Genomic DNA, 11,954 nt, shown 5'->3' on the forward strand with positions numbered 1-11,954 from the left:
TGGTTATTTGTTACTGGTTATTTGTTACTGGTTATTTGTTACTGGTTATTTGTTAGTGGTTATTTGTTAGTGGTTATTTGTTAGTGGTTATTTGTTAGTGGTTCTCCAACAAAATAACAAATAACCAATCACAAATAACTCTTAACTAACTTTTAAAACTTCAACGAATTCGCCGGGCGAAATCCTGGTTTCCGATGCGGACAAAACTGCTAAACCAGTGGTATGGGCGAGGTTAATTAAATTAGCTGAATTTTGGCTGCCGCTAGCAGGCTCAAATTCCCACACTCCGGCAACTAAATGCAGTTTACCCCAAACATAAGTTTCGCGCTTGCCGTGCGATCGCAATTCAGCATGACATCGAGCTGTTACAAACTCCGGGCCCCAAGCATCCGCGCCCAGCCCGGCTATCTTTCGCAAAGCAGGCACAACAAACCGCCAACAGCACACTAAAGCAGAAACCGGATTTCCCGGTAAACCAAAATAGAGACAATCAGAACTTAAAATCGGTGAAGTAGATGCTTGTTTATCTCGTTTAAAGGTAGCAACTGTTAAAGGTTTTCCCGGCTTAATCGCCACAGAACTAATGTGAACTTTGCCTTGTAAATCTGCCAATATTTGCTCAATATAATCGTAATCTCCTACGGAAACACCGCCAGTTGAAAGCACCAAATCTGCTGTCAAAACTGCCTGAGCGATCGCCTTTTTTAGCGCATTTTCATTGTCAGGAATTATCCCCAATCTTATTACTTCACATCCCATCTGTGCCAACAAAACAGTCAAAGCATACTGATTGGAGTCTACCAGTTTACCCGATGCCAAAGGTTGCTCGGGCGATATTAATTCGTCACCCGTTGAAAAAATTGCCACGCGCACGCGCCGATAAACTGGAACTTGAATGCACTGTGCAGTTGCTAACACTGCTATTTCTGGGGCATTGATAACTGTACCGGGAGTTAGCAGCGGTGTTCCTGCTTGATAAAAAGCGCCTTTGTGCCTGACAAATGCTTGCGGTTTTTCAGGAGAAACTAAGATGAAAATGCGATCGCCCTCACGCCTCGTATCTTCCTGCATTACCACCGTATCAGCACCATCCGGCATCATCGCGCCCGTAAAAATTCGGGCTGCTTGGCCCGATTGCACGGTAATTTGAGGTGGATATCCCGCTGGAATCTCCTCAACTATTTCGAGTACCGCTGGTTTTTCGGCGCTGCAATTTTCCACATCAGTAAACCGCACAGCATAGCCATCCATTGCCGAATTGTCCCAATAGGGAAAATCGAGGGAACCCGTCACGGGTGCCGCCAAAATGCGCCCCGATGCTGCCAGCAAGTCTACAGTTTCTACATCCTGCTGACTGTCGAGAGGTTGCGCCAAATTTAGAACGATCGATTCTGCTTCTTTTACCGACAGCATCAGTGTCACCCCGTTTGACAAGACTCTTCTTAGTTTAGCAAATCAGCAGCTATAGTGGAAAAGTATTTTTTGATTTGTCGGCGCTATACCGTCCTTGAGTTTTCCCTCGCTTATGAATATTTGGCGTTCAGCTTTTCGACTCAATTTTTTATCTCTCTTGCTGGTGGGACTTCTGGTTGTCTTGACTCAAATTTCAGGATTACAAGTTAGTGATTTATTCTTTCACCCTTTTTTCTCCCCTAACCCCAATGTCGCCTTATTAACTCGTACCTTTCAAGTGTTATGTACTGTACCAGTCATTGTCTGTAGCTTTAGCTATGGATTTGCTAAAAATATACAACTGCGTTCTTCGGAAAATAGATTTATTATGTTTTCTGCTTTGTTAACTGGCGCATTTCTACTAAATGAAATTTACAGGATTCATCTATATATTAACGCTTTGGGAATTCCCAAGCTAGGAGTTATTTCTCTGTACGCTATATTTGTGTTTTCCTACGGATGGTTTTTTCGGCGAGAACTACAGGCTACTCCCTACAAAATCTTGTTGGCTGGATTGGGATTGTTGTTTTTTGCGATCGGCATCGATGCCCTAAAGTTGGAAGACAAGATATTATCTAGTTTGTTAGAAGGGGTTCCCAAGTTGTTGAGCGAAATCAACATTGCCTTTTATTATTGGTATGTCTGTCAATCTTTCCTGAAAAAAAGTTTTCATAAAAATATGGACGCGTCGTTATAGCTTTGTGATATAATGCTAGCATAAGTGTCCGATCAAATATTCCCGCTTCAAAAATAGCATTCCCCAGTTTGCGATTTACAAAACCTGCATCGCTCGGCATTCATCTGCGATTAAAACACTCCAAGTGCAGCCTCTAAAATACCATGCTAGCAGTCACAATCAACTTTAATGCGATCGCCCAAATCACCGACGACCAATTTTATCAACTGTGTCGCGCCAACCCCGATGTCAAATTTGAACGCAACGCCCAAGGAGAAATAATCGTCATGTCACCCACAGGAGGAGAAACCGGAAATTATAATTCAGAAATCAATGCTGACTTTGTGATTTGGAACAGAAAAACCCAACTGGGAGTTTGTTTCGATTCTTCAACTTGCTTCAAACTAGCCAGCGGTGCGAATCGTTCTCCCGATGTCTCTTGGATCAAAAAGGAAAGATGGGATGCACTCACTCTCGAACAAAAACAAAAATTTCCTCCCATCGCTCCAGATTTTGTCCTAGAGTTGATGTCCCCGACTGACAGTCTCAAAGATACTCAAAACAAAATGCAAGAATACATGGACAACCAAGTAAAATTAGGCTGGTTAATCAACCGCAAAACGCGCCGAGTGGAAATCTACCGCCAAGGACAAGAAAAACAAATTTTGGAATGTCCTACAGAACTTTCAGGAGAAGATATTTTGCCCGGTTTCGTGCTCAATTTGCAAGCACTCTGGCTTTAACTAGACATCCTGAATCTATCAGCGTTTATTTGTGTACTGTTCGTCTAGCCTCAGCGCCTACATCTGCGGTCATAGTTAGTTTAAATCAATTGTACAATTCAAATATTCATTCTTTGGGCAATCGCTGAAATACACACTAAATAATAATTTTATGTTATTGCAACCCCGGCAGCAATTGCAAAGACTGAGATTGCTTCCGGCGTCGCAATGACACATACAGACATTTATTTATTTCAACAATTAAAGACTATTAGATAAAAGTGTCAATTAGTTGTACAATTCATTTAGACGTGCTATATAAAAAGTCTCATGGAAACCAATACAGAAATAACTACAACCACAGGTTTAACCGCCGAACAGCACAAACAGAAAATGCAGCGCCGCCAAGAAGTACAGGCGCAGCGAATCGCTAACGCGGCCCCAGACAAAGGCTTGATAATTGTGAATACGGGTAACGGTAAAGGGAAAACTACGGCGGCTTTGGGCATGGTTGTGCGATCGCTCGGTCACGGCTACCGCGTCGCCATAGTACAATTTATTAAAGGAGCCTGGGAACCCGCCGAAAAAGCCGTTTTTGAACTATGGGAAAAACAGCTAGAATTTCATGCCATGGGTGAAGGTTTTACCTGGGACACGCAAGACCGCGAGCGAGATATCGAAACAGCCCAAAAAGCTTGGCAAAAAGCCCTAACTTTTATTTGTAATCCAGAATTTAAGTTAGTGCTGTTAGATGAAGTTAACATAGCATTAAAAATGGGTTATTTGCAAGTAGAGCAAATTCTCTCCGGCTTAGAACAAAAACCCGCACAAACTCATGTTATTCTTACGGGTAGAGGCGCGCCGCCAGAATTAATCGAACGCGCTGATTTGGTCACGGAAATGACTTTAGTTAAGCATCCATTCCGAGAACAAGGAATTAAAGCTCAAGCAGGCATCGAATATTAATATACTTGGCAGTCAAGACTTTAGTCCTGATTGGCTTAAAGCTGATTAGGAGCAAATTGAATTCCTGACTGCGAACCTGGTTTAGGAGATGGCTCAAGTCATGACTGTCAAGCGATCGCTCCGATCGCAACATAGATGCTATCATAGCAATGCTGGCAATATGAAAGTAAAAGTTGAACCCTTGCCAAACTCGCTCTTCACAGTGATTTCTCCCCCCAACATCTGAGAGTATTTCTGTGCTATTGACAAACCTAAACCCGTTCCTCCGTACTTTCGCGTAGCCGAAGTGTCAGCCTGTGTGAATGGTTGAAATAATTTTTGTACTTGTTCCTGGGTCATCCCAATCCCGGTATCAGTACACTTAAAAATCAACTGTTCGCAATCCCAACTATTCTGATTATTTGTAATTCTTTCAACAGAAAGTGTAATTGTTCCTTTCTGAGTAAACTTAGCAGCATTGCTGAGCAAATTAAATAAAATTTGAGTAAGCTTAGTTTTATCGGAATGCAATTGCCCAATATTATTAGGACACTCCAGATTCAACTGATTGGTGTTTCGCAAAAATAGCGGTTCCACAGTCCTCGCTACATTTTGAACAGCCTCAAATACGTCAAAATCCTCTATTTCTAGTTCCGCGTGACCCGCTTCTATCTTCGATAAGTCTAGAATATCATCAATTAAGGCTAGTAAATGGTGGCCTGAATTGTGAATTCTCTGCAAATCCTCCACAAAATCTGTTTCCCCAAAATCTAAAGCCTCTTCTTGCAGAATTTCGCTATAACCGATAATCGCATTCAGAGGAGTTCGCAGTTCGTGGCTCATGTTAGCTAAAAACTGACTTTTAGCTAAATTAGCTGATTCTGCTGCTTCTTTTGCCTTGTAAAGTTCTGCCTCCGCTTGCAAGCGGTCGGTCACGTCGTGAGCCAGCACTAACTCGGCATTTCTATTATCAAATATTAGGGCATAAGAAGTAATTTCTACATCAATAATTGTGCCGTTTTTTATCTGGTGCTGCCACACACCTGCAAAATCAAGACCGGCATCTACTTGGGATATATTTTTTAGCAATTTCGGCACCTTTTGGGAGGGACGAATGTCTGCCACTGTCATATTGAGAAATTCGTCGCGACTGTAGCCGTAGTGCTTGATAGCAGCGTGGTTGACCGCTATAAATTCCAGAGTTTCTAAGTCGTAAACCCACATCGGATGGGGGTTATTTTTAAACAAAAGTCTGTAGCGTTCTTCTGATGCTCGCAGTTCGGCTTCCGCTTGCTTGCGCTCGGTAATGTCGCGGACAACAGTGCAAATAATCTCGCGGCCGCCGTAGGAAATCAGGCTGGCGCTGACTTCCACATCCACGCAGGAACCGTCTCGGCGGCGGTAGATAACTTCGCCAATTCTGAATTGTTTGTTCGACAGCAAAAACTCGATATTGCTGTCAACTATGTCTTTAGAATAGGCGACGATATCGTAAACACTCAGTTGCGAAATCTCATCAAGAGTGTAACCGAGCAAGTTTCTAAAGGCTGTATTCGCTTCTAAAATGCGTTTGGTTTGAGCGTCCCACAGGAAAATGCAGTCTGTAGCTTGCTCGACTACGGCTCGGTATCGGGCTTTTTCTTCTAGTTGTTCGCCCTCGGCGATCGCGATCGCCGACAGCATTCCGTTGATAGTATGGGCAAGGTCGGCCAACTCGTCTTCGCCCGTCACCGGGAGCCGCACCGAGAGGTCTTGGCTGCTGCTGACGCGGTTTACTCCTTTGGCCAAACTGCTCAACCGAGACAGTACCAGACGCTCAATCAACAGCAGAGTGCAGCCGATAAACCCAATTCCGGCTAACCCTACAGACACCAGCAGGTACATTAAACTGGTTTGACCTTGGTGGTAGATTTCTCGGGGCATATCTACCCGCAGTAGCAGCGCGGGTCGATCGTAAATATCCCGGATCAAAGCATAACCTGCCATCAAATCTTCGCTGACAGGACGCACGAAAATGTGTTTTTTTCCCGACAGTTGATGGCGCGCCTTGAGAAAGTCAGAGGGTAAATGAGGCTCATTAATACTGTGTACAGTCAGCGGCAAGCGAGTGATTTTAGACAGCTTCGCAATGCCCGCTGCATCTAAATTGCGCCCGAATATCACTGTACCTTTGATCGGGCCGGTACTTTTTGTCGTGACAATTGGCCGGGAAGTAATCAGTATTGGCCCTGAGGGCAGCAACAGGATACCAGCGAGGCTACTTTCAACATTGGGGTGCTGCAACAGTGGGTCACTCAGAGAAATGCGCTGTTTTAAGGCGGATGGAACAGGCGTTAGTTTCAGCTTTTGACTGTCTAAACTCGTACCGTAAACTATTTTGCCAGAAGTATTGACAAATACGGCTAGATTAACTCTTAAATTAGCCAGTCCTTCTGGAACTAAATTAGAGGCGATGAATTCTGAGTTGCGGTTTTGGATAAAAGTATAGGTGTCATCCCAGGCCGACCAGTCCGCAAAGCGCGAGTTAAAATCGTCTGCGGTTTGTCCGAACACGCTGAGCACTCCCTTGACAACCTGTGTCGCTTCTTGTTCCTCTGCTTTGACCAAGCTGCCCAAAAGGATGCTCGACGAGGTGGCATACAGAATGCCAGTCAGTCCAGCGATAGTAAGACCAACGATTGATAGTGTTTTGCGACGCAGTTTCATCTTGCCGTGTGTGTGATGTCCGTCCAAAATTCTCAACTCAGAAGCAATTTTACTGCTATTTTTGAGCCCTGACTCCTGGGGCGGTGCCAGTATTGCAGGAGGAAGTGTTGTAGGGTACGCCGGAGCTTCACATTTTCTGGGATTTCCTGTTTGCTATCTGACGGACTCTACCGCTGCCTTGTTAAGTAGTATACAGCTAACACCTGCGGGCTTCCGGTGCGGTCATCGGAACTGATTTTTTATGAAACCAGATTTTTGCCAAATCAGCCAATCCTCTGACAAAGTAGGTTTGATTCACCTCATTTTAGGATCGCTGGGCCATATGATTACCCTTTTCAATCTCAAATCTCCCATCTAACAAATAGAAATTTTTAAATTGTCTAGCGGTTCTCGGAGATTAGGTATTCACAAATTCATTAACAATTGCCCAATCCTGCAATCCCCGAATCCTCGAATCGCCCAATCTTCCAATCCCCTAATCTAAAATCTAAGTTATACTTCATCTTTTGCTGGCAAGGCTATATTAGTTTCCCCACACTTCGTGTTTGTGAGCTTCCTTGCAAATACCCAAAATTCGCCGATCGTTCTCGCTAATAGCTGCTATGGGGTAATATTGTGGCAGATTTACCGAGTAGGGAGAGCGACTGCCGTCGTAAGTGTCCACAACTGTTAAATTTAACTGATTTCGCGCAGCAGTGCCGTAAAAACAATAAAAAGCAGACCGAGGCAGGTAAAAAGCGCCAACTACTTTACTCTGTCGCAGTTCAAATACAAAATATTCTTTTTTAATTTCATCTGGCTTGCTTGACTGACCGTAGAGGTAAACACCGTCTCCTAAACCTCTATTAGCTGTATCTGACGCGAGATTTGGGGGTGGTTGTGAGGTCAAAAGCCCAGATTTGATGTTTGAGTCATTTCGCCCGCGTGCGGCCGCGATGCTAAAGTTACCGGGCGAGACGCTAAGGGCGATCGCCATCACTTCTAAACTGCTTGTTAATATCCAATAAGTCAAAACCACTCCAGACCCCAACATTTATAATAGCCGCCTCGGTGCGCCTCTAGTACCAGTTTTCAAACAGCTTGTACAGAAACCGGGTAAGCTGTTCTACATTTAAATTGTGCGTCAAGAATCAATCCAAGTATTGTGGAACCAGCACGCGAGCCTGTTGGGAATATGCAATTTCAGTGTAAAACAGCCGCTCTGCGTTAAAGCAGGATATTAACTTGAAGGAACGATCGCCCGCCTGGTTTTTGAACTCTCATCTAAAATTAGTTGAGACAATTTTTACTATCGCCTCGATCGAAGGGCGATCTACCTCTCAAATATAGCCTTTATCGAATATGGTGAGCTACTCGCCAGCTTACTAATTGTTAATTACCGATTACGGATCTTTACCTCATTCACTCGCTCGCTTACTTACTTACTTAACAATCGTTATCAAACAATCATTCCCAGCAGCACGAAGACCTAAAAAAAGTTGAGATTTGGGGAAAATCTCAACTTTTTTAGTGACTAGCTAGCCAAGTATTCTCGGACTTGAGATTGGCGGCGCCGCAGGTGGGCGAGGGCTTGATGTTCTAGCTGCCGCACCCGTTCCCGGCTGAGATTGAGGCGTTCTCCGACTTTCGCCAGAGACATTTCTGTGCCGTCTTCCAAACCAAAGCGCAGAACGATCACATCTCGCTGCTGCGGGGTAAGTTCTGATATCAAAGTATCAAGGTCTTGCCGCAACAATTCCGAGGTGATGTAATTGTCTGGAGATGCTGTTTCGTCTTCTAAGAGTTCTTGCAGTTCCGTATCTTGGTTGTCTCCTACGCGCAAGTCCAAAGAAACTGGATGTCTTGCCATCAGCAGGTATTCCCGAATCTGGGAAGGTTGCAGTTCTAGGGCGGTGGCAATTTCCGCAGGCGAGGGAGAACGACCCAACTGCTGGGTGAGTTCCCGCTGCACTTTTTTAATTTTGTTGAGTTTTTCGGTGATGTGAATTGGCAATCGAATGGTGCGGGCGTGTTGGGCGATCGCCCGAGTTATTGCTTGGCGAATCCACCAGTAGGCATAGGTAGAAAATTTGTATCCCCGCATCGGGTCAAATTTTTCGACTCCTCGTTCTAAACCGAGAGTGCCTTCTTGAATTAAATCCAAGAATTCCATATTGCGTTTCTGGTATTTTTTGGCGATCGCCACTACTAAGCGCAAATTCGCTTCAATCATCTTTTGCTTGGCGCGCCGCCCTAACTGCAATATCCGGCTCAGTTCGGCTTCGGTCAACTCCATTTCGGCAGCCCACTCTTGCTGAGTTAGCTCCCGCTGCCATTCTTTAGCAAGTGCTTGTTTTGCTTCAATTAATTTCATCATTTGCTGTACCTGTTTCCCGAAAACAATCTCTTCTTCTCGGGTTAGCAGCGGTACGCGACCGATCTCGTGCAGATAGGTACGAACCGTATCCGTTGAGGAGTATGGCCGGGTGCCCATGCGATCGGCTTTCACTGTTTTGGTTTTGGGGGTGGTGGTGGACATGGGTGAGTATTGCACTCCTTGTAACAACAGATAAAAAGTTGGTGATACCCTGTCCCACTTGTAAAAGTGGGATAAAGACTGCGACAGGGGGGATATTACCCCTCCTGTTTATCGGTGACGATCGGTAGAAGCTTGTTGTTTGGGATTACTTTTGTGCTTGATTTTCTCGTAATCCCCGTTGATTTTCCGTAGTTCGCTAGCTTTTACGGCTAATTCCGGCGAAGTGAATTTAAGTTTACTTTTCTCAATATTATTCCAAATTTTGAGGTTCGTAAAGGGTAAAAACCTCTGTCTTAAGGTCAAGATTCTACATTTTTCCTTAAGGTTTTCAATTCCCTGCTAGTTTTAACTGCAACTCAACTTCACAATACTCATGCAAACAGACTCATGCAAACAGACTCATGCAATTCGAGGGCTTTGTTTTGCTCTCTGTTCCATCATCGCTTGAATTTTTCTCGCTGCCTAGAGGTTGCGATGCGAGATAACCGAACTCGATCGCCGTATTCGCTGCAACTTACTCTTTAAAATAATTATTGACATTCTTTTTTTAATATGCTATGCAAATTCTGCTGTGAGTAACTAAGGGTTTATAATAGCTGGCTGTTGGGCTATTTGATTGGAATTTTACCTGGAAGCTCAACCATATTTAAGCTTAGGCAAATTTTGTGAAGTTAGGGATGAGGGGTGAGAGGGTGAGAGGGAAACATCCCCTTAGCTAAAACCGGGAGAATATTTTTTTTTAAATGTCGAGCCTAATTTTAAATCCCTTGCCCCAAAAATTACCTAGCTATTTCGCTGATTGCCAGCATTGGCAACAATTAATTTTCACTATTGAAATACATGATTCCTAAAATCGATTTGGTAGTTGTCACGAGACAGATTGCCTAATATGCGATCGCCGGGCCGCTGCATCACAACAGAGCCACACGGAGCGACGCAAATAATTTGATTCGCAAGCAAGCAAATGACAGCAATCCTATCTCATCTAAAATCCCAAATCCATTTTTGCAGATTCTGCCTCAGCAAACACTTGCTCGTCCGGCAGTGCTTGCCAGTCAATATCCCCGATTTCCCTGTAGAATTGCTCATCGTAGGGACGAGTCTGCACAACTACCGGCATCGGTACCGCGTGTCCCAAAACTAAAGCTTGCTGTTTCGAGTCGAGTTTTGCCAAAACCGATCGCAAACTCTGCCCTCCAGAAACGCCCGTAAAGATAGCATCGATGTCTTTATCGTCGTTTAGTAAGGCTGTAATCCGCGTGCCGACTTGCGACATCACCTCGCCGTCGATACCGGAGGGGCGCTGGTCTACAATCAGTAGAGTTACGAAGTATTTTCGCATTTCGCGGGCGATCGTACCGAAAATCGTCGATCGCACGATCGCCGGATCGAGAAAGCGGTGGGCTTCCTCAATGGTAATCACCAACGGTTGCGGGCGATCGCACGGATTTTTACTCATCAAAAACTTCTCCGCTTTCCGCACGTAAGCTCCGTGAATGCGGCGAGTAATCACATTTGCTGCTAACATATATGACAACAAATCCGAGTGAGAACCAAACTCAATTACTACATTTTTTCCACTATCCAAACACTGCAAAACTTCAGTTACATAATTTTTGGGACAGCGTTTGCGAATGTATTTTAAATCATTCAAACGCTCAAGCTTTCGCTGCAAAGCCATAATCGAAGATTTATTTCCCCGCTTTTCTTCGCAAAACATTTGAATATCTTCGTTGGTCATTTCCAGCAACTTATTGATCCAACCCTTGCCCAACTCATTGCGCAAAATTATCGCATTTTCGATACTAGCTTCCGACAAATTCAACTCCCGCTGGACTAGCGAGATATCTTCCACTTCAATTTCCTCGAAACTCAAAAACAACTCTTGAGCATCGCGGACTCCCCGGCGCTTTGTAGACTCAGGATCGAGAGTATAAATCTGAATTTTATCGGGAAACAACTGTCGCAAACCTTTAACAGTGCTAAATTGTTTGCCTTCGGAAACTGCTTCCCAGCCGTACTCCGAGTGCATATCAAAAATTAGATTGACAGCAGCTTGCTTGCGAATAATGCCCGACAGCAGCAAGCGCGTCAAAAAAGATTTTCCGGTTCCCGACTTGCCAAAAACTCCGTTGCTGCGTTCCACAAATCTGTCTAAGTCCAAGCACACAGCCACATCCATGTCAATCGGTTTGCCGATCGCAAAATTGCGGCGATAGGGGTCATCTTCCCAGCCAAAAACCGCCCGAAAGTCCGTTTCTTTGGCATCAAACACCTGAGAAAAGTGGCTGGGAATCGTTTTAACCGGCAGCAACTCCATATCGGCGCCACTTTGCGGTTCAAAAGAGCCCAAATTTCCCAAGGCTAACTTTTTATCGGGGACTCCGTTACCTGTGGGATTGAAGATTGCTTGAGATTTTTCTTTTTCCGCAGTCAGCATCAACATTGGCGCCAGCTCGATCGTACCGTAGGTGCTGCTACCGGCGAGGACTGCGAGGAGAAAATCGTCGTTGGGGTTGGGAGGGTTGGATAAAATGCGAGTGCTGGATGTTCCGAGGGACACATCGGTGAGCATACAGAAAAAGTGCGATCGTACGCCCCGCACTACTAGAAATTTCCCCACCCTCATATCTTCCACCGAAACGTCGGCGTGCAGTCGCACTTCTAATCCCTTGCTGAGGGAACCTTGGATAACAGAGCCTAACGGTTTGTCAGTTGTCATTTGTTAGTTGTTAGTTGTTAGTTGTTAGTTGTTATTTGTTAGTTGTTATTTGTTATTTGTTATTTGTTAGTTGTTATTTGTTAGTTGTTAGTTGTTATACCAATTAAATGTAAAGTAAAGCTCCATAAAATTCCTATCCCCCTCGCATCCCCCTGGTGGGAGGGGGACTTTGATTGGACTCTTGTCCCCCCCTTATTAAGGGGGGTTAGGGGG

General features: G+C 44.6%; 9 protein-coding genes. 3 read left to right on the top strand and 6 right to left on the bottom strand.

Annotated elements, in window-relative coordinates; translation table 11 throughout:
* Window positions 1–141 precede the first annotated feature (141 nt).
* The gene (locus QT974_RS04420) at window positions 142–1,413 is read right to left on the bottom strand and encodes a molybdopterin molybdotransferase MoeA (RefSeq protein ID WP_333467305.1); all 1,272 of its coding nucleotides are present in this window, start codon (window positions 1,411–1,413) and stop codon (window positions 142–144) included.
* A 112-nt stretch (window positions 1,414–1,525) separates the two neighbouring features.
* On the opposite strand from QT974_RS04420, the gene QT974_RS04425 reads away from it, so the two are divergent.
* From QT974_RS04425 to cobO, 3 genes are all read left to right on the top strand, one after another.
* The gene (locus QT974_RS04425; RefSeq protein ID WP_333467306.1) at window positions 1,526–2,149 is read left to right on the top strand and encodes a hypothetical protein; all 624 of its coding nucleotides are present in this window, start codon (window positions 1,526–1,528) and stop codon (window positions 2,147–2,149) included.
* A 143-nt stretch (window positions 2,150–2,292) separates the two neighbouring features.
* Entirely contained in the window at window positions 2,293–2,871 is a 579-nt protein-coding gene (locus QT974_RS04430; RefSeq protein ID WP_333467307.1) for a Uma2 family endonuclease, read from the top strand.
* Window positions 2,872–3,180: 309 nt separating this feature from the next.
* Window positions 3,181–3,816, top strand: coding sequence for a cob(I)yrinic acid a,c-diamide adenosyltransferase (cobO, locus tag QT974_RS04435; RefSeq protein WP_333467308.1), 636 nt, complete (start codon window positions 3,181–3,183; stop codon window positions 3,814–3,816).
* A 141-nt stretch (window positions 3,817–3,957) separates the two neighbouring features.
* Here cobO and QT974_RS04440 read toward each other — a convergent pair whose 3' ends face one another.
* The 5 genes from QT974_RS04440 to QT974_RS04460 all read right to left on the bottom strand — a co-directional run bounded on the left by QT974_RS04440 (window position 3,958) and on the right by QT974_RS04460 (window position 11,741).
* Entirely contained in the window at window positions 3,958–6,501 is a 2,544-nt protein-coding gene (locus QT974_RS04440) for a PAS domain S-box protein (protein WP_333467309.1), read from the bottom strand.
* Window positions 6,502–7,024: 523 nt separating this feature from the next.
* Window positions 7,025–7,519 carry a hypothetical protein gene (locus QT974_RS04445; RefSeq protein ID WP_333467314.1) on the bottom strand — a complete coding sequence of 165 codons (495 nt, stop codon included), beginning with the start codon at window positions 7,517–7,519 and terminating at the stop codon, window positions 7,025–7,027.
* 495 nt (window positions 7,520–8,014) lie between these two features.
* Complete coding sequence (locus QT974_RS04450) at window positions 8,015–9,019, bottom strand: RNA polymerase sigma factor, RpoD/SigA family (protein ID WP_333467310.1); 1,005 nt, start codon at window positions 9,017–9,019, stop codon at window positions 8,015–8,017.
* A gap of 108 nt (window positions 9,020–9,127) precedes the next feature.
* On the bottom strand, window positions 9,128–9,322 hold the full coding sequence (locus tag QT974_RS04455) for a hypothetical protein (protein ID WP_333467311.1): 195 nt from the start codon (window positions 9,320–9,322) through the stop codon (window positions 9,128–9,130).
* Between the two features lie 682 nt (window positions 9,323–10,004).
* Window positions 10,005–11,741, bottom strand: coding sequence for an ATP-binding protein (locus QT974_RS04460; RefSeq protein ID WP_333467312.1), 1,737 nt, complete (start codon window positions 11,739–11,741; stop codon window positions 10,005–10,007).
* Window positions 11,742–11,954: the final 213 nt, after the last annotated feature.

The sequence above is a fragment of the Microcoleus sp. BM001215392 genome (assembly GCF_036700185.1).
Classification (GTDB): Bacteria; Cyanobacteriota; Cyanobacteriia; order Cyanobacteriales; family Microcoleaceae; genus Microcoleus.

What these genes read in the sequence shown, in the direction of transcription:
- QT974_RS04420 (WP_333467305.1), bottom strand. Translation starts at nt 1,413, where the DNA reads ATGCTGTCGGTAAAAGAAGCAGAATCGATCGTTCTAAATTTGGCGCAA.
- QT974_RS04425 (WP_333467306.1), top strand. Translation starts at nt 1,526, where the DNA reads ATGAATATTTGGCGTTCAGCTTTTCGACTCAATTTTTTATCTCTCTTG.
- QT974_RS04430 (WP_333467307.1), top strand. Translation starts at nt 2,293, where the DNA reads ATGCTAGCAGTCACAATCAACTTTAATGCGATCGCCCAAATCACCGAC.
- cobO (WP_333467308.1), top strand. Translation starts at nt 3,181, where the DNA reads ATGGAAACCAATACAGAAATAACTACAACCACAGGTTTAACCGCCGAA.
- QT974_RS04440 (WP_333467309.1), bottom strand. Translation starts at nt 6,501, where the DNA reads ATGAAACTGCGTCGCAAAACACTATCAATCGTTGGTCTTACTATCGCT.
- QT974_RS04450 (WP_333467310.1), bottom strand. Translation starts at nt 9,019, where the DNA reads ATGTCCACCACCACCCCCAAAACCAAAACAGTGAAAGCCGATCGCATG.
- QT974_RS04460 (WP_333467312.1), bottom strand. Translation starts at nt 11,741, where the DNA reads ATGACAACTGACAAACCGTTAGGCTCTGTTATCCAAGGTTCCCTCAGC.